Annotated in this window: 17 protein-coding genes; 13 read left to right on the forward strand and 4 right to left on the reverse strand. The window is 70.7% G+C overall.

Annotated elements, in window-relative coordinates; genetic code table 11:
- Positions 1-88: 88 nt before the first annotated feature.
- The 9 genes from atpB to JNW98_RS13240 all read left to right on the forward strand — a co-directional run bounded on the left by atpB (position 89) and on the right by JNW98_RS13240 (position 7,759).
- Positions 89-883, forward strand: coding sequence for a F0F1 ATP synthase subunit A (gene atpB / locus JNW98_RS13200; RefSeq protein ID WP_223768385.1), 795 nt, complete (start codon positions 89-91; stop codon positions 881-883).
- Positions 884-959: 76 nt separating this feature from the next.
- Entirely contained in the window at positions 960-1,208 is a 249-nt protein-coding gene (locus tag JNW98_RS13205; protein WP_223768363.1) for an ATP synthase subunit C-like protein, read from the forward strand.
- A gap of 40 nt (positions 1,209-1,248) precedes the next feature.
- Positions 1,249-1,812: a F0F1 ATP synthase subunit B gene (locus JNW98_RS13210; RefSeq protein ID WP_223768364.1), complete on the forward strand. Its 564-nt coding sequence runs from the start codon at positions 1,249-1,251 to the stop codon at positions 1,810-1,812.
- Positions 1,809-2,624, forward strand: a complete 816-nt coding sequence (locus tag JNW98_RS13215) for a F0F1 ATP synthase subunit delta (RefSeq protein ID WP_223768365.1) — start codon at positions 1,809-1,811, stop codon at positions 2,622-2,624. The genes JNW98_RS13210 and JNW98_RS13215 overlap by 4 nt, the downstream gene beginning before the upstream one ends.
- A gap of 138 nt (positions 2,625-2,762) precedes the next feature.
- Entirely contained in the window at positions 2,763-4,334 is a 1,572-nt protein-coding gene (atpA, locus tag JNW98_RS13220; RefSeq protein ID WP_223768366.1) for a F0F1 ATP synthase subunit alpha, read from the forward strand.
- 2 nt (positions 4,335-4,336) lie between these two features.
- The gene (locus tag JNW98_RS13225; protein ID WP_223768367.1) at positions 4,337-5,254 is read left to right on the forward strand and encodes a F0F1 ATP synthase subunit gamma; all 918 of its coding nucleotides are present in this window, start codon (positions 4,337-4,339) and stop codon (positions 5,252-5,254) included.
- Positions 5,255-6,697 carry a F0F1 ATP synthase subunit beta gene (atpD, locus tag JNW98_RS13230; RefSeq protein WP_223768368.1) on the forward strand — a complete coding sequence of 481 codons (1,443 nt, stop codon included), beginning with the start codon at positions 5,255-5,257 and terminating at the stop codon, positions 6,695-6,697.
- 114 nt (positions 6,698-6,811) lie between these two features.
- On the forward strand, positions 6,812-7,189 hold the full coding sequence (locus JNW98_RS13235; protein ID WP_223768369.1) for a F0F1 ATP synthase subunit epsilon: 378 nt from the start codon (positions 6,812-6,814) through the stop codon (positions 7,187-7,189).
- A gap of 120 nt (positions 7,190-7,309) precedes the next feature.
- Positions 7,310-7,759, forward strand: a complete 450-nt coding sequence (locus JNW98_RS13240; RefSeq protein ID WP_223768370.1) for a DUF2550 domain-containing protein — start codon at positions 7,310-7,312, stop codon at positions 7,757-7,759.
- Between the two features lie 234 nt (positions 7,760-7,993).
- On the opposite strand, the gene JNW98_RS13245 is transcribed toward JNW98_RS13240, so the two are convergent.
- The 3 genes from JNW98_RS13245 to JNW98_RS13255 form a co-directional block, all read right to left on the reverse strand.
- Positions 7,994-10,381 (reverse strand): glycoside hydrolase family 18 chitinase, encoded by a 2,388-nt coding sequence (locus JNW98_RS13245; protein WP_223768371.1) that lies wholly within the window; start codon positions 10,379-10,381, stop codon positions 7,994-7,996.
- 181 nt (positions 10,382-10,562) lie between these two features.
- Positions 10,563-11,237, reverse strand: a complete 675-nt coding sequence (locus tag JNW98_RS13250) for a response regulator (RefSeq protein ID WP_223768372.1) — start codon at positions 11,235-11,237, stop codon at positions 10,563-10,565.
- Complete coding sequence (locus tag JNW98_RS13255; protein WP_223768373.1) at positions 11,234-12,427, reverse strand: sensor histidine kinase; 1,194 nt, start codon at positions 12,425-12,427, stop codon at positions 11,234-11,236. The genes JNW98_RS13250 and JNW98_RS13255 overlap by 4 nt, the downstream gene beginning before the upstream one ends.
- Positions 12,428-12,595: 168 nt before the next feature.
- Between JNW98_RS13255 and JNW98_RS13260 the strand changes: the two genes are divergently transcribed.
- Positions 12,596-13,144 (forward strand): hypothetical protein, encoded by a 549-nt coding sequence (locus JNW98_RS13260; RefSeq protein WP_223768374.1) that lies wholly within the window; start codon positions 12,596-12,598, stop codon positions 13,142-13,144.
- 120 nt (positions 13,145-13,264) lie between these two features.
- Here JNW98_RS13260 and JNW98_RS13265 read toward each other — a convergent pair whose 3' ends face one another.
- Entirely contained in the window at positions 13,265-13,837 is a 573-nt protein-coding gene (locus tag JNW98_RS13265) for a cob(I)yrinic acid a,c-diamide adenosyltransferase (RefSeq protein WP_223768375.1), read from the reverse strand.
- Positions 13,838-14,092: 255 nt separating this feature from the next.
- Here JNW98_RS13265 and JNW98_RS13270 point away from each other — a divergent pair, with 255 nt between their 5' ends.
- The 3 genes from JNW98_RS13270 to JNW98_RS13280 all read left to right on the forward strand — a co-directional run.
- Positions 14,093-14,941, forward strand: coding sequence for a 3-hydroxyacyl-CoA dehydrogenase family protein (locus tag JNW98_RS13270; RefSeq protein WP_223768376.1), 849 nt, complete (start codon positions 14,093-14,095; stop codon positions 14,939-14,941).
- A gap of 137 nt (positions 14,942-15,078) precedes the next feature.
- The gene (locus JNW98_RS13275; protein WP_185941097.1) at positions 15,079-15,423 is read left to right on the forward strand and encodes an STAS domain-containing protein; all 345 of its coding nucleotides are present in this window, start codon (positions 15,079-15,081) and stop codon (positions 15,421-15,423) included.
- 218 nt (positions 15,424-15,641) lie between these two features.
- A partial coding sequence (locus JNW98_RS13280; protein ID WP_504754752.1) for an ATP-binding protein occupies positions 15,642-16,773 on the forward strand: 1,132 nt, incomplete at its 3' end.

Genomic DNA, 16,773 nt, shown 5'->3' on the forward strand with positions numbered 1-16,773 from the left:
CCGTTCCGTGGCTGCTTGCCGCGCCGACACAACGAGGTTGCCGTACCTATGCGCCACGCTGAAGGAGCTCGCGGTGAGTGCTGACCAGATGCTCGCCTTCGAGACCGATTGCCACATCTTCGACGGGTGCGGCTTCCCGACCCCAGGGCTCCACTCCTTCGTGTTCGAGCCGCTGTTCACCGTCGGCGGTATCGAGGTCAACAAGCCGATGCTGCTGGCCGTCCTGAGCTCGGTCGTCGTGATCGTGTTCCTCTGGGCCGCTTTCGGCCGGGCCAAGCTGGTCCCCGGAAAGCTCCAGATGGTCGGTGAGGCGGGCTACGACTTCATCCGCAAGGGGATCGTCTACGAGGCCCTGGGGAAGAAGGAGGGCGAGAAGTACGTCCCCCTCATGGTCTCGCTGTTCTTCTTCATCTGGATGATGAACCTCTGGTCGATCATCCCGGTCGCCCAGTTCCCGGTGACGTCGATCATCGCCTACCCGGCGGGTCTGGCGCTGCTGGTCTACCTGATCTGGGTGCCGCTGACCTTCAAGCGGCACGGCTTCATCGGCGGCATCAAGAACATCACCGGCTACAACAAGGACCTCGGCTGGGTCCTCCCGCTGGTCATGGTCCTGGAGCTGTTCTCCAACCTGCTGATCCGCCCCTTCACCCACGCGGTGCGGCTCTTCGCCAACATGTTCGCGGGCCACGTGCTGCTGCTGATCTTCACGATCGCCAGCTGGTACCTGCTGAACGGGATCGGCATCGCCTACGCCGGCGTCTCGTTCGTGATGGTCATCCTGCTGACCGCCTTCGAGATGTTCATCCAGGCCCTTCAGGCGTACGTCTTCGTCCTCCTGGCCTGCTCGTACATCCAGGGTGCTCTCGCCGAGCACCACTGAGCAGACCCACCCCCAGACCCCACAGGCGTCCGGTGGCCAACCCCCCCCGGTCCGTGAAAGAGAAGGAAGAAACGGCATGTCCGCTGCTCTCCAGACCCTCGCCGAAGGCATCTCCCTCAAGGGCAACCTGGCCTCCATCGGCTACGGCCTGGCCGCCATCGGCCCCGGCGTCGGCGTCGGCATCATCTTCGGCAACGGCACCCAGGCCCTGGCCCGCCAGCCCGAGGCGGCCGGCCTGATCCGCGCCAACCAGATCCTGGGCTTCGTCCTCTGTGAGGCGCTCGCCCTGATCGGCCTCGTCATGGGCTTCGTCTACGCCAGCTGATCCGTAGACGGCTACCCATTACGCGACGAAAGGCACTGATGTGATCGCCCTGGTACAGCTGGCATCGGAGGAGACGGAACCCGCGTTCCTCCCCCCGCTGCCCGAGCTCGTCATCGGCACGCTGGCCTTCCTCCTCGTCGTCCTCTACCTCGGCAAGAAGCTCCTCCCGAACCTCAACAAGGTCCTGGACGAGCGCCGGGTCGCCATCGAGGGCGGGCTGGAGAAGGCCAAGGCCGCCCAGGACGAGGCTCAGCAGGTCCTCGACGACTACCGGGCACAGCTCGCGGAGGCCCGCAACGAGGCCGCCCGGCTGCGCCAGGACGCGCAGGAGCACGGCGCCGCGATGGTCGCCGAGATGCGGACCGAGGGCGAGCGCCAGCGCGACGAGATCGTCGCCGCCGGCCGTGCCCAGGTCGAGGCCGACCGTCAGACCGCCGCGGCCTCGCTCCGCCAGGACGTCGGCAAGCTGGCCATCGACCTGGCCGACCGGATCGTCGGCGAGTCCATGAAGGACGCCGCCCGACAGGAGCGCACCATCGACCGGTTCCTCGACGCGCTCGAGGCCAAGCCGGCCGACACGACGAAGGCTGAGGTCACGCGATGAACGGAGCGAGCCGCGAGGCCCTTGCCTCGGCACGCGAAAACCTCAACGCGCTGGCGGACAGCGCCTCGGTCGACGCCGCGAAGCTGGCCGGGGACCTTGCCTCCGTCACCGCGCTGTTCGACCGCGAGGTCTCGCTGCGCCGGGTTCTCACCGACCCGGCGCAGTCCGGCCAGGCCAAGGCCGAGCTGGCCGGACGCCTGCTCGGCGGGCAGGTCGGCACCGACTGCGCCGACCTGGTGAGCGGCATGGTCCGCTCCCGCTGGTCGACCTCGCGCGACCTGGTGGACGCCCTGGAGGAGCTCGCCGCGTCGGCCGACCTGGCCGCCGCCGAGCGCGCCGGCCGGCTGGACGACGTCGAGGACGAGCTGTTCCGCTTCGGCCGGATCGTCGACTCCAACCCCGGTCTGCGCGCCGCGCTGACCGACAAGGTCGCCGACAAGTCCGCCAAGGCCGAACTGCTGCGCAGCCTGCTGGGCGGCCGGGCGAACCCGGTCACCGAGCGGCTCGTCGTCCGCCTGGTCACCGCGCCGCGAGGCCGTAGCCTGGAAGCGGGGCTCACCGCCCTCTCCAAGCTGGCCGCCGACCGCCGCGGCCGCGTCGTCGCGGAGGTCACCTCCGCGGTGCCGCTGAACGACCGGCAGAAGCAGCGCCTCGGTGACGCGCTCGCCCGGCTCTACGGGAAGAGCGTCCACCTCAACCTGGACGTCGACCCGGAGGTCCTCGGCGGCATCCAGGTGCGCATCGGCGACGAGGTCATCAGCGGGACCATCGCGGACCGCCTCGCGGAGGCGGGCCGGCACCTGGCCGGCTGACGCCGGCCGGGCTGGCGGCTGACCAGCCACCAACTCAAGAGCATGACTGACGGCCCGAGTTGGGCCGACGGTGTCCCGCGGGGCAACACCCGCGGGAGAGAAATACTTCGGGCCCAACAAGGAGAGCAGGGAACCCAGATGGCGGAGCTCACGATCCGGCCGGAGGAGATCCGGGACGCGCTGGAGAACTTTGTCCAGGCGTACAAGCCGGACGCGGCCTCGCGCGAGGAGGTCGGTACGGTCAGCCTGGCCGGCGACGGCATCGCGAAGGTCGAGGGGCTGCCCTCGGCCATGGCGAACGAGCTGCTGAAGTTCGAGGACGGCACCCTCGGCCTCGCCCTCAACCTTGAGGAGCGCGAGATCGGTGCGATCGTCCTCGGCGAGTTCAGCGGGATCGAGGAGGGCCAGCCGGTGCAGCGCACCGGTGAGGTGCTCTCCGTCGGTGTGGGCGAGAAGTACCTCGGCCGCGTCGTCGACCCGCTGGGCAACCCGATCGACGGCCTCGGCGAGATCGAGACGGAGGGCCGCCGCGCCCTCGAACTGCAGGCCCCCGGCGTCATGGTCCGCAAGTCGGTCCACGAGCCGATGGAGACTGGCTACAAGGCCGTCGACGCCATGACCCCGATCGGCCGCGGTCAGCGTCAGCTGATCATCGGCGACCGCCAGACCGGCAAGACCGCCCTGGCGATCGACACGATCATCAACCAGCGTGCCAACTGGCGCACCGGCGACCCCAAGAAGCAGGTCCGCTGCATCTACGTCGCCATCGGCCAGAAGGGCTCCACCATCGCGTCCGTCCGCGGCGCGCTGGAGGAGGCCGGCGCCCTGGAGTACACGACGATCGTCGCGGCTCCGGCGTCCGACCCGGCCGGCTTCAAGTACCTCGCGCCGTACACCGGCTCCGCCATCGGCCAGCACTGGATGTACCAGGGCAAGCACGTCCTGATCGTCTTCGACGACCTGTCGAAGCAGGCCGACGCCTACCGTGCCGTCTCCCTGCTGCTGCGCCGCCCGCCGGGCCGCGAGGCGTACCCGGGTGACGTCTTCTACCTGCACTCCCGTCTGCTGGAGCGCTGCGCCAAGCTCTCCGACGACATGGGCGCCGGCTCGATGACCGGTCTCCCGATCGTCGAGACCAAGGCCAACGACGTCTCGGCGTTCATCCCGACCAACGTCATCTCCATCACCGACGGCCAGTGCTTCCTGGAGTCCGACCTGTTCAACGCCGGCCAGCGCCCGGCCCTGAACGTCGGTATCTCGGTCTCCCGTGTCGGTGGCTCCGCCCAGCACAAGGCCATGCGCCAGGTGTCCGGCCGACTCCGCGTGGACCTCGCCCAGTACCGTGAGCTGGAGGCGTTCGCCGCCTTCGGTTCCGACCTGGACGCGGCCTCCAAGGCGGCCCTGGAGCGCGGCAAGCGCATGGTCGAGCTGCTGAAGCAGACCCAGTACGCGCCGTACGCCACCGAGGACCAGGTCGTCTCGATCTGGGCCGGCACCACCGGCAAGATGGACGACGTCCCGGTCGAGGACATCCGCCGCTTCGAGCGCGAGCTGCTGGACTACCTGCACCAGGCGCACAAGGGCCTGATGACCAGCATCGTCGAGGGCGGCAAGATGTCCGACGACACGCTGCAGGCGCTCGGCGACGCCGTCGGGTCCTTCAAGCAGCAGTTCCAGACCGCGGACGGCAAGCTGCTGGGCGAGGGCTGAGCATGGGTGCCCAGCTTCGGGTCTACAAGAGGCGGATCAAAGCCGTCACTGCGACCAAGAAGATCACCAAGGCGATGGAGATGATCGCCGCCTCGCGCATCGTCAAGGCGCAGCGCAGGGTGGCCGCGTCGACTCCGTACGCCAGTGAGCTCACCCGGGCCGTGACCGCCGTCGCCACCGGCTCCAACACCCGGCACCCGCTGACGACCGAGGTCGAGAAGCCGACCCGGGCCGCGGTCCTGCTCGTCACGAGCGACCGCGGTCTGGCCGGCGGCTACTCGTCCAACGCCATCAAGGCGGCGGAGCAGCTCACCACGCGGCTCCGCGGCGAGGGCCGCGAGGTCGTCCACTACATCATCGGCCGCAAGGGCGTGGGCTACTACTCCTTCCGGGAGCGCCCCGTGGCCGGTTCGTGGACGGGTTTCACGGACAACCCGACGTACGCGGACGCCAAGATGGTGGCCGACCCGCTGATCGAGGCCGTCCTCAAGGACACGGCCGAGGGCGGCGTGGACGAGCTGTACATCGTCTCCACGGAGTTCGTGTCGATGATGACGCAGACGCCGGTGGACAAGCGGCTGCTGCCGCTGACCCTCGAGAAGGCGGACGCCGAGGACGGGGCGAAGGACAAGATCCTTCCGCTGTTCGAGTTCGAGCCGTCGGACGAGGCCGTGCTCGACGCGCTGCTGCCGCGGTACGTCGAGTCCCGGGTCTACAACGCCCTGCTGCAGGCCGCGGCCTCCGAGCACGCGGCCCGCCGCCGGGCGATGAAGTCGGCGACGGACAACGCCGAAGAGCTCATCAAGTCGTTCACGCGGCTTGCCAACGCGGCCCGACAGGCCGACATCACCCAGGAAATCAGCGAGATCGTCGGAGGCGCGAGCGCCCTGGCCGACGCGACCGCGGGGAGTGACCGATAAATGACCACCACTGTTGAGACGGCCGCCGCGACGGGCCGCGTCGCCCGGGTCATCGGCCCGGTCGTCGACGTGGAGTTCCCCGTCGACGCGATGCCGGAGATCTACAACGCCCTGACCGTCGAGGTCTCCGACCCGGCCGAGGCCGGCAAGAAGAAGACCCTGACGCTCGAGGTCGCCCAGCACCTCGGTGAGGGCATGGTGCGCGCCATCTCCATGGAGCCCACCGACGGCCTGGTCCGCCAGGCGGCCGTGACCGACACCGGCGACGGCATCACCGTCCCCGTCGGCGACGTCACCAAGGGCCGGGTGTTCAACACCCTCGGCAAGATCCTGAACGACCCCGCGGCCGAGGCCGAGGTCACCGAGCGCTGGTCCATCCACCGCAAGGCTCCGGCGTTCGACCAGCTCGAGTCGAAGACCGAGATGTTCGAGACCGGTCTGAAGGTCGTCGACCTGCTGACCCCGTACGTCAAGGGCGGCAAGATCGGTCTGTTCGGTGGCGCCGGTGTCGGCAAGACCGTTCTGATCCAGGAAATGATCATGCGTGTGGCCAAGCTGCACGATGGTGTTTCCGTGTTCGCCGGTGTCGGCGAGCGCACCCGTGAGGGCAACGACCTCATCGCGGAAATGGAAGAGTCGGGCGTTCTCGACAAGACCGCGCTCGTCTTCGGTCAGATGGACGAGCCCCCGGGCACCCGTCTGCGCGTCGCGCTGGCCGGCCTCACCATGGCCGAGTACTTCCGTGACGTCCAGAAGCAGGACGTGCTGTTCTTCATCGACAACATCTTCCGCTTCACCCAGGCCGGTTCCGAGGTCTCGACCCTGCTCGGCCGCATGCCCTCCGCGGTGGGCTACCAGCCGAACCTGGCCGACGAGATGGGTCTCCTCCAGGAGCGCATCACCTCGACCCGCGGTCACTCGATCACCTCCATGCAGGCGATCTACGTCCCCGCGGACGACCTGACCGACCCGGCCCCGGCCACCACCTTCGCCCACCTCGACGCGACGACGGTTCTGTCCCGTCCGATCTCCGAGAAGGGCATCTACCCGGCCGTGGACCCGCTGGACTCCACGTCCCGGATCCTGGACCCGCGCTACATCGCGCAGGACCACTACGAGTGCGCCTCGCGCGTCAAGGGGATCCTGCAGAAGTACAAGGACCTCCAGGACATCATCAACATCCTCGGTATCGACGAGCTGGGCGAAGAGGACAAGCTGGTCGTCCACCGCGCCCGTCGCGTCGAGCGCTTCCTGTCGCAGAACACCCACGCGGCGAAGCAGTTCACCGGTGTCGACGGTTCCGACGTTCCGCTGGACGAGTCCATCTCGGCGTTCAACGCGATCTGCGACGGCGAGTTCGACCACTTCCCGGAGCAGGCCTTCTTCATGTGCGGTGGTCTCGAGGACCTCAAGAAGAACGCCAAGGAGCTGGGCGTCTCCTGAGCATCCCGATGCTCGCGGTCCGGGGGCGGGGCACTCCCGCCCCCGGACCGCACGTCCCCTATTCTTTGACCCAACACCCGCCGCGCCCGGCGGGTGGAGACCCGAGGAGCCACGTTGGCTGCTGAGCTGCACGTCGAGCTGGTCGCGGCGGACCGAAGCGTCTGGTCCGGCGAGGCCACTCTGGTCATCGCGCGTACCACATCGGGTGACATCGGCGTCATGCCCGGCCACCAGCCGCTGCTCGGTGTGCTGGAGTCCGGCCCGGTGACCATCAGGACCACCGGTGGCGGCACCGTCGTCGCCGCGGTGCACGGCGGTTTCCTCTCCTTCGCGGACGACAAGCTGTCGCTGCTGGCGGAGATCGCCGAGCTGGCGGACGAGATCGACGTCACCCGTGCGGAGCGGGCGCTGGAGCGTGCGAAGGCGGACGCCGACGCCGCCGCCGAGCGTCGCGCGGATGTCCGGCTGCGTGCGGCCGCGGGCCCTCACTAGCCCACGGCCACACTTGAAGTACGTCCCTCAGCCGCGGACCGCCTGGAACAATCCAGGCCGGTCCGCGGCTGAGGCAATACAGGTGCGGTTGCTCTAGATGATGCGAGGAGGTCGGTGGTGATGGTCCTCGCTCTGCTCGTGAGCGGCATCGTCGTGCTGCTGGTACTGCTGGGGCTCTTCGTCTTCGGGCTGCGCAGACGGCTCATCCAGCGGTCGGGGGGCACCTTCGACTGCAGCCTGCGCTGGGACGTCGCCGAGCCGGCCGCGGATCCGCCCGGGAAGGGGTGGGTGTACGGCGTCTCGCGGTACAGCGGTGACCGGATCGAGTGGTTTCGGGTCTTCTCCTATGCGGTGCGTCCTCGGCGGACGCTTGAGCGGGATGCGATCGAGGTTCTGGAGCGGCGGGCTCCTCATGGGGATGAGGAACTGGCCCTGTTGTCGGACGCGGTTGTCCTTCGGTGCTCTTTGCGTGGGACGCTTCTTGAGTTGGCCATGAGCGAGGACGCTCTCACCGGTTTTCTGGCTTGGCTGGAGGCGGCGCCTCCTGGGCAGCGGGTGAATGTGGCGTAGGGGGGTGTGCCCCGGTCCCGCCCCTTCGCCGTTTCCTGGGGCTGCGCCCCAGACCCCCTTGTCGCGGCTGCGCCGCTCGTCCTCAAACGCCGGACGGGCTGGATATATAGCCCGTCCGGCGTTTGAGGACAACTGCGCGGAGCGCGGTTTCGGGGGTGCGGGGGCGTAGCCCCTGCAAGAAACGGTGAATGGGGGTGCCCCCTCTGGGGGAGGGTCCGGGGCTCCCCTACCGCGTCAGCGGAGACCGTTGTCGAGCGCGGTCATGAGCGTGCCGCTGTCACCGCTCATCTCCCACACCATGGCCCCACCGAGCCTCTTCGACTTCAGCCAAGCCGTCTTCTTCCCGATCGACCAAGCGTCGTCGAACGTCCACCACTGCCCGTTCTCGCCGGTGTAGCCGTACGTCGCCACCGACGTCTCGTCGTGGTAGATCTTCAGGTTCGGCACCGAGGCCAGCAGGTTGTCGTAGCCGCGGGTGCCGGACTCCTCCGGGAACTGGCCGGGGGCGGCGCCGTTCGCCTTCTGCCAGACGCCGTTGGCGCCGCCGTCGGTGACCTGCTGCCAGCCGCGGCCGTAGAAGGCGAGGCCGAGGACGAGCTTGCGGGAGTCGACGCCGGCGTCGAGGTAGGTCTGGACGGTCTTCTCGACGCTGAACTTCGTGGTGTACGGGTCCTTGGCGTCGGGGTACAGGTTGCCCTGGTGCCCGGTGAGGTTGGGCTCCCAGCTGTTGTCGCTGCCGGAGCCGTGGAAGTCGTACCCCTGGACGTTGGCGAAGTCCATGTAGTCGAACACGCTGGGCGTGCCGTCCTTGGTGGTGATGTCCCAGCCCGCCTCGATCTTGCCGGGGTCGGCCGGGGTGAAGGCGGTGAGCTGGTACTTCTTGCCGTCGGCCGCGCCCTGCGCGTCGAGCTGCCTACGGAACTCGGCGAAGAGGAGGGTGTTGCCGGCCTTGTCCTCCTTGGAGATGTGGTTGCCGGCGTGGCCCTCGGAGCCGGGCCACTCCCAGTCGATGTCGAAGCCGTCGAAGACCCCGGCCGCGACGCCGTTGCCGCCGCGTCCGTTGGTGACCGGCAGGTTGCCCTTGATGTACATGTCGATACAGGACTTCACGAACTTCTGCCGGGAGGCGTCGGTCTTGACGACGTCGGAGAAGTACTTGCTGTACGTCCAGCCGCCGATCGACATCATCACCTTGAGCTTCGGGTGCTTGGCCTTGAGCTGCTTCAGCTGGTTGAAGTTGCCGGCCAGCGGCTGGTCCCAGCTGTCCTGGGTGCCGTTGACGGATTCGCCGGCGCTGAAGCCCTTCTCGTAGTCGGCCCAGGAGTCACCGGCGCCGTCGCCCTGGTTGGGGTCCTGCGGGTTGGAGCCGGTGGCCTTGGTGACGCCGTTGAGACAGGTGAGGTTGTTCGGATCGATGTTGCTGAAGGCGTAGTTGATGTGGGTGAGCTTCGCGGCGGCGCCGGTGGTCTCCAGGGACTTCACCGTGTATCCGCGGCCGTAGATGCCCCACTGGGCGAAGTAGCCGGCCTTGACCATGTCGCCGGTGGGCTGGGTGCCGCCGCCGGTGGTGCGTACGGTCAGCGGCGGACTCGCCGGGCCGGTCTGGCCGGCGGAGTCCCGGGCGACGACGGTGTAGGTGTAGTCGGTGCCGGGCTGGAGGCCGGTGTCGGTGTACGCGAGCTTGGCGACGGTCGCGACCTTCGCCGTGCCGCGGTAGACGTCGTACTCCTTGACGCCCTTGTCGGACGTCGCCGCCGCCCACTTCAGGGCGATGGAGGTGTCCGTGACGGTCGTGGCCTGCGGGGTGCCCGGGGCGGACGGCGGCTGGTCGGAACCGCCCTTCGTGGTACGGAAGGTGGCGGCGGGGCTCGCGGGGCCCGTCTTGCCGTCCAGATTGCGGGCGACCACCGTGTACGTGTACTCGGTGTCCGCCGTCAGACCGGTGTCGGTGTACGCCAGTTTGGCGACGGTGGCGACCTTCGTCGTACCCCGGTAGACGTCGTAGTCCTTGATGCCCTTGGCGTCGGTGGCGGCCGCCCACTTCAGCCCGATGCTGGTGGCGGTGACGCCGGTCGACTGGGGTGCGCCGGGCGCGCTGGGCGGGGTGTCGGTGGACGAGCCGTCGCACGCCCCGCCGTTGAGCTTGCACCCGGTGGGGGTGCCGGAGCCGGTGGCGACGAAGCCGAAGGAGACGCTGCCGCCGGGCGGTATGGAACCGTTGTACTCGCGGTTCTTGGCCGTGTAGTGCGTGCCCGAGCCGGTGATCAGGGCGTCCCAGTAGGCGCCGACACCGGTGCCGGAGGGGAGGTCCCACTCGACGGTCCAGCCGTCGATCGCGGTCGTCCCGGTGTTCTTGACCGTCCATTGGCCCTGGTAGCCGGAGTCCCAGTCGCCGGTCTTGGCGAACGTCGCGGTCGCGGAGGTCGCCTTGACGGGCTTGCCGACGGCGGCCGTCGCCGGGTGGGCGGCGCCGGCCGGGCTCGCGGGGGTCGCGAGGCCGACGAGGGCGGCGGCCGGCAGGAGCAGCGCGCCGAGGGTGGCGACGGCGCGGGTGAAGGGGCGCCGTACGCGTGGGGAGTTGAGGGAGGTGTTCGCGTGATGTCGAGAGGGCTCTGTTGACAAGAGAGTGCTCCTCGGTGAGGTCAGGAGATGTGGGGGGTGATGTGGGGGGTTTCCGTGACCTGTGCGCAGCGAGGTGAGCACGCGCGTGGGCGAGGGGAGACGGGCCCGGCGCAGGGGGGTGCGTTGTGAGAGGACGCTCACCGCGACTGTGAGGGGAGCGTAAGAAGGTCCGTACCAATGGTCAAGAGGTCTGGACCATGCCCAACTCCCGGGCGAGGACCGCCGCTTGCACCCGGCTCCGCAGTCCCAGCTTGGCCAGCACCCGGCTGACGTGGGTCTTCACCGTCGCCTCGGCCATGCCCAGGCGCCCCGCGACCTCCGCGTTGGACAGTCCTCCGCCGAGGCAGGCCAGCACCTCCCGTTCGCGGCGGGTGAGGGTGTCGACCACCGCCGCGTCCCGGTGCACCGCCGGATCGGGGGCGCGGCGGGCGAACTCGGAGATCAGCCGGCGGGTCACGGCGGGCGAGATCAGCCCCTCGCCGCGGGCGACGGTCCGGACCGCCGCGAGCAGGTCGGCGGCCTCGCTGTCCTTGAGCAGGAAGCCGGCCGCGCCGGCGCGGAGCGCGCCGAAGACGTACTCGTCCAGGTCGAAGGTGGTCAGGACGAGCACGTCGGCCAGGCCCTCGCCGGCGATCTGCCGGGTGGCCGAGATGCCGTCCAGCCGGGGCATCTGGACGTCCATCAGGACCAGGTCCGGGCGCAGTTCCCGGGCGAGCCGGACGGCCTCCTCGCCGTCGGCGGCCTCCCCGGCCACCTCCACGTCCGGGGCCGACCGCAGGATCAGGACCAGTCCGGACCGTACGGACGCCTGGTCCTCGGCCACGACCACGCGGATCGGCCGTTCCCGCTCGCTCATCTGTTCTTCTCCTCGTCGTTCAGGGGCAGTTCGGCCCGTACTTCCCAGCGGCCGGTGTCACCGTCGGCCGGCCCGGCCGTCAGCCGGCCGCCCAGCAGGGCGACGCGCTCCCGCATCCCCACCAGGCCCGCCCCGGCGCCCGGGGCGCGCGGTCCCGAGCCGTCGCCGTCGAGCGCGCTGGTCACCCGTACGGTCAGCGCGCGCTCCCGCCCGTCCGCGCCGGTCAACTCCACCGCGACCGCGCCCGGCGCCGCGTGTTTGACGGCGTTGGTCAGCGACTCCTCGACGATGCGGTAGGCGGCCAGCTCCACCGGCGCGGGCAGCGGCCCGGGGCCGCGGGCGTCGCGCAGCTCCACGGTGAGGCGGCCCTCCGGGAGCGCGGCGCGGGTGCGGTCGAGGAGCGCGTCGAGACCGTCGAGCGTGGGCGTCGCGGCCGGCTCGTCGGCGTCCCCCGCACCGCGCAACAGCCCGATGAGGCGGCGCATTTCGGCCAGACCTTGGACGCTGTTGCCGCGGATGACGCCGAGCGCCTCGCGGGAGGTGTCCGGCTCGTCGATCGACAGGGCGGCGGTGGAGTGGATCGCGATCGCGGAGAGGTGGCCCGCGACCACGTCGTGCAGCTCGCGGGCCATCCGCGCGCGCTCCGCGACGACCGCCTCGCGCCGGTCCATCTCGGCCAGCAGCACGGTCCGTTCGGCCGCGAGCCGTGCGGCCTCCGCCGCGTCCCGGTGCTGCCGGACGCCGACGCCCGTCCAGGCGGGGGCGATGGTCACCACCGCCAGCCCGACGCCGATGAGCACCGCCTCCGGCCGGCGGATCAGGGCGAGGGACAGCAGCGTCCCGATGACGGTGAGCGCCTCGCAGGCGCGGGGGAGGAGGCGGTACGCGGCCGGGGGGCCGTAGAGCACGGCCGCGTACACCAGGTCCGTGAACATCACCGTGGTCGCGACCAGATTGCCCGAGCACACGTCCACCGCCAGCGCGGGCACCCCCACAGCGAGTCCGACGAGGGGGTGCCGGCGGCGCAGCAGCTCGGCCGCGACGATCACCACCAGCGCCGCCAGCGCCACCCGCCGGGGCAGCGCGGCCACCGGGCGGCTGCTCAGCCCCAGCGCGTACAGCAGCAGGCCGCCGAGCAGTCCGGACGCCGCGATCAGGAGGTCGTCGCGGTGTGGGAGGAAGCGGGGCATGAGGACATCACAGCACGTGGGAGGGGGTGCCGTCGTCCGTCCGGCAGATTGCGGGACGAAGCGCGCGTACATCGAAGGATGCAGTCGCGAATCGCCGTGTGTGAGGACGAGGCGGGCCGAGGGCGCCGGGAGCCTGGTGGGGAGGGAACATGAAGAGAGGGGCACACCGTGGTCGTCACGCTGATCGTCGCCTGCGAGGTGGCCTTCTGGCTGCTGCTGGCCGGCGGGCTGAGCCTGCGCTACCTGCTGCGCATGCCGCGGGCGGGGGCGGCGCTGCTGCTCGTAGAGCCGGTGCTGGAGCTGGTGCTGCTCGTCGTGACCGCGATGGACCTCCGGAACGGCGCGTCGGCCGACTGGAAGCACGGCCTGGCCGCCGTCTACATCGGCTTCTCGGTCGGCCTCGGCCACTCGACGCTGAAGTGGGCCGACCAGCGCTTCGCCCACCGGTTCGCGGGCGGCCCGCCGCCGGTCAAGCCGCCGAAGTACGGGCGGGAGCGGACGGCGCACGAATGGCGGACGGCGGGCCGCTGGATCCTCGCCGCGCTGGTCGCCGCCGCCCTGCTCCAGGCGGCCGTCTGGTACGTCGGGGACGCCGGGGACACGTCCTCGCTGCGGGCGTGGCAGTCGAAGATGTACTGGGTGATGGGCATCAACCTGATCATCGCGGGGAGCTACACGCTGTGGCCGCGGCGCGCCCCGGGCGCGGGTGGGTCCTGACGGTTCTCGCCCGGGACCCACAGCACGTCCCCGACCTCTTTGTTCGCCGTCCGGGCCAGAATGCTGCATTCCTCGGGGGCAACCCCCGAACCCCCGGCCGGGCGGGGGCGTGCGCACGGTTCAGCGGTTCTCGCCCGGGACCCACAGCACGTCCCCGACCTCCTTGTTCGCCGTCCGCGCGAGGATGAACAGGAGGTCCGAGAGGCGGTTGAGGTAGGTGGCCGTCAGGGGGTTCATCGTCTCGCCGTGCGTCTCCATGGCCGCCCAGGTCGAGCGCTCCGCCCGGCGCACCACCGTGCACGCCTGGTGCAGCAGGGCCGCCCCCGGGGTGCCGCCCGGCAGGATGAAGCTGCGCAGCTTCTCCAGGTCGGCCAGGAAACGGTCGCAGTCGGCCTCCAGCCGGTCGACGTACGACTGCTCGACGCGCAGCGGCGGGTACTTCGGGTTCTCGACGACCGGGGTGGAGAGGTCGGCGCCCACGTCGAAGAGGTCGTTCTGCACCCGGACGAGCACCCGGGCGACGTCCTCGGGCAGCCCGCCGAGGGCCAGGGCCACGCCGATCGCGGCGTTCGCCTCGTTGGCGTCGGCGTAGGCGGCGATGCGGGGGTCGGTCTTGGCGGTGCGGCTCATGTCGCCCAGCGCGGTGGTGCCCTTGTCGCCGGTACGGGTGTAGATGCGCGTCAGATTGACCATGGCACGAGCCTAGCCGCGGCCCTCGCCGGGGCGGTCGACGCGGGCGGTCCGGGGGCCGAACGGATGTGACCCGCGGTACGGAAGTGGCTGGATTGAGCCGTGCGCCCGCGCGGCCGCGGTGTCCGGTGTGATGTCCGTCATTTGGGACGTGACGCGCATCTCTCTGCCCCCACCAGCGCGGTGGCGAGCGCTAAGGTCCGCAGCGGAGCCGTAAGTGAACCGCCGGTAAGCGCACAGGAATTAAAGGGGACAGCCGTGGCCAAGAAGCTCGCCGTCGTCGGAGCCGGACTGATGGGTTCCGGTATTGCCCAGGTCTCCGCCCAGGCCGGCTGGGACGTCGTCCTGCGGGACGTCACCGACGCGGCGCTGAAGCGGGGCACCGACGGGATCCGGGCCTCGTACGACAAGTTCGTCTCCAAGGGGAAGCTGACGGCCGAGGCGGCCGACGCGGCGTTCGGGCGGATCACGGCCACCACCGACCTGGACGCGGCGGCCGACGCGGACGTGGTCGTCGAGGCGGTCTTCGAGGACGTCGACACCAAGCGCGACATCTTCCGCGCCCTGGACGGGATGGTCCGCGAGGACGCGGTGCTCGCCTCCAACACCTCCGCGATCCCGATCACCAAGATCGCCGCCGCCACCTCCCGCCCCGAGCGCGTCGTGGGCGTCCACTTCTTCTCGCCGGTGCCGCTGATGCAGCTGTGCGAGCTGGTGCGCGGCCACAAGACCAGCGACGAAACGCTGGCCAAGGCGCGCGAGTTCGCCGAGGGCGTCGGCAAGACCTGCATCGTCGTCAACCGGGACGTGGCCGGCTTCGTCACCACCCGTCTGATCACGGCGCTCGTCGGCGAGGCCGTCAAGCTGTACGAGTCCGGCGTGGCCACCGCCGAGGACATCGACACCGCCTGCAAGCTCGGTTTCGGCCACGCGATGGGGCCGCTGGCCACCACCGACCTCACCGGCGTCGACATCCTGATGCACGCGATGGGGAACATCTACACGGAGTGCCAGGACGAGAAGTTCGCCCCGCCGGAGATCATGCGCCGCATGGTGGACGCCGGCGACCTCGGCCGCAAGAGCGGGCAGGGCTTCTACCAGTACTGAGCCGTTCGGACAAAGCCCGGTTCACCCCACCGTGTGAATTGGGTAATGGTTCGCTAACGGACGGCAACCTTGTCGTGTGAGAGGCAGTCAGTTCTGTAGAGCCACACCCACACCACGCAGCACTCAGGGGAGCGCATATGCACATCAGGGGCGACCACGCCGAACTGGTCGTCGGGGGCCGCCTCGACGTCCGCAACGCGGCGGACGCCCGAACGGTCCTGCACTCCGCGCTCGACGCCGGCCGGGGCGACCTCGTCCTCGACCTCACCGAGCTGGACTCCTGGGACGCCACCGGACTCGGCGTCATCATGGGGGCCCACCGCCGGGCCGGGCGCAGCGGCCGGCGGCTGGTGCTGCGCGGGGTGCCGGACCGGATGCAGCGCGTGCTGGTGGCCACTCGGCTGCACCGGATCCTGGCCATCGAGGACCCCGAACAGCCCGGCCGCGTCACCCCGCTCCCGGCGTGCGAACGCGCCGGATGAGGCGGAATGCGACGGGTGTGAGCGGAGTGTCCGGATTCCCCCTACGAGGGTGACGCCCGGGGCGCCGCGGGTGCCCCCGGTCGGCGATACTGTCCCAAGGTCTGTTCGGTTTCCCGTCGCTTCGCAGAAGCCCGCGGGGCGCCGGACCGGTGGTCGGAAGAGCGCGGACAGGCCGGGAGGACACGACGGCACGCCACGCGACTGGGGGGCTTTGAACGATGGACCCGACCAACCGGACACCCGACGCGGCGCGGCCGGGTGAGGGCCGTACGGGCGCGGACTCCCCTGGCTCCCCGGGCTCTGCCGCGGAGGAGACGGGCCAGAGCCCGGCGCCGGTCCGGGTCGTCCGGCTCGTCGCCGGGGACTACCTGCTGACCGTCAACCCCGTGGACGGCAGCGAGATAGAGCCCTGCCCGCCCGGCCGGCTGCCCGCGGCCGCCCGCCGGCACGCCCCCGAGGCCCGCGCCGAGCGGGACCGCGCCGCACTCCCGCCGTCGCCCGCCGGTGCCGCGCGGTCCGGCGCGCCGCTCATCGGCCGCGCCGAGGTCCGCGAACGGCTGGGACGGCTGCTCTCGCGCGGCCGCTCCGTCCGCCTCACCGGCCCCGCCGGCTCCGGGCGCACCACCCTGCTCGACGTCCTCGCGGCCGACTGCGCCCACCTGGCGCCCGACGGCGTCGTCCGGCTGAACGGCCGCCACCGCACCACCGCCGACCTCCTCCACGAGCTCTTCGCCGCCGTCCACCACGCCCCGCTGCACCGGCCCGACCGGTCCGGACTGCCCGCCGCCGTACGGGAGATCGGCGCGGTCGTGGTCCTGGACGACCTGGAGTTCGGCGGCGCCGCGCTCGACGAACTCCTGGACGCCACCCCGGAGTGCGCCTTCCTCTTCGCCGCCCGGCCCGACGTCCCGGCGCCCTCCGCCGACGCACACGTCGAGGAGGTCGTCCTCGACGGCCTCGACCGCACCGAGTGCCTGGAATTGCTGGAGACGGCCGTGGACCGGCCGCTCACCGACGAGGAGGCCGACTGGGCGGCCGACCTGTGGGTCGAGTCGGACGGGCTGCCGCTCCGGTTCGTCCAGGCCGGAGCGCTGCTGCGGCGGCTCGACACCGCCGCGTCCGAGGGGGACGCGGCCGACGGCGAACGGCCGTTCGCCATCCCCGAGGACGCCGCCCCGGCCGCCCGGCGCGAGCCGCTGCCCCGGGGGACGGCCCCCGCCGCGGCGCTCGCCGCCCGGCTCGGCGACTCCGCCCGCGAGACCCTGCGCTTCGCCCTCGCCCTGGGCGGCGAGGTCCCGCACCAGGCCCAACTCCCCGCCCTCGTCGGGGACGAGCACGCCGACGCCGCCG

Source organism: Streptomyces huiliensis (assembly GCF_020037025.1).
Lineage (GTDB): Bacteria > Actinomycetota > Actinomycetes > Streptomycetales > Streptomycetaceae > Streptomyces > Streptomyces huiliensis.

Bases quoted from the DNA above. Each gene is read 5' to 3' on its own strand.
- JNW98_RS13265 (WP_223768375.1), bottom strand. From the start codon at position 13,837: ATGGTCAATCTGACGCGCATCTACACCCGTACCGGCGACAAGGGCACC.
- JNW98_RS13255 (WP_223768373.1), bottom strand. From the start codon at position 12,427: ATGCCCCGCTTCCTCCCACACCGCGACGACCTCCTGATCGCGGCGTCC.
- JNW98_RS13275 (WP_185941097.1), top strand. From the start codon at position 15,079: ATGCACATCAGGGGCGACCACGCCGAACTGGTCGTCGGGGGCCGCCTC.
- JNW98_RS13225 (WP_223768367.1), top strand. From the start codon at position 4,337: ATGGGTGCCCAGCTTCGGGTCTACAAGAGGCGGATCAAAGCCGTCACT.
- JNW98_RS13250 (WP_223768372.1), bottom strand. From the start codon at position 11,237: ATGAGCGAGCGGGAACGGCCGATCCGCGTGGTCGTGGCCGAGGACCAG.
- JNW98_RS13240 (WP_223768370.1), top strand. From the start codon at position 7,310: ATGGTCCTCGCTCTGCTCGTGAGCGGCATCGTCGTGCTGCTGGTACTG.
- JNW98_RS13205 (WP_223768363.1), top strand. From the start codon at position 960: ATGTCCGCTGCTCTCCAGACCCTCGCCGAAGGCATCTCCCTCAAGGGC.
- atpD (WP_223768368.1), top strand. From the start codon at position 5,255: ATGACCACCACTGTTGAGACGGCCGCCGCGACGGGCCGCGTCGCCCGG.
- atpB (WP_223768385.1), top strand. From the start codon at position 89: ATGCTCGCCTTCGAGACCGATTGCCACATCTTCGACGGGTGCGGCTTC.
- atpA (WP_223768366.1), top strand. From the start codon at position 2,763: ATGGCGGAGCTCACGATCCGGCCGGAGGAGATCCGGGACGCGCTGGAG.
- JNW98_RS13215 (WP_223768365.1), top strand. From the start codon at position 1,809: ATGAACGGAGCGAGCCGCGAGGCCCTTGCCTCGGCACGCGAAAACCTC.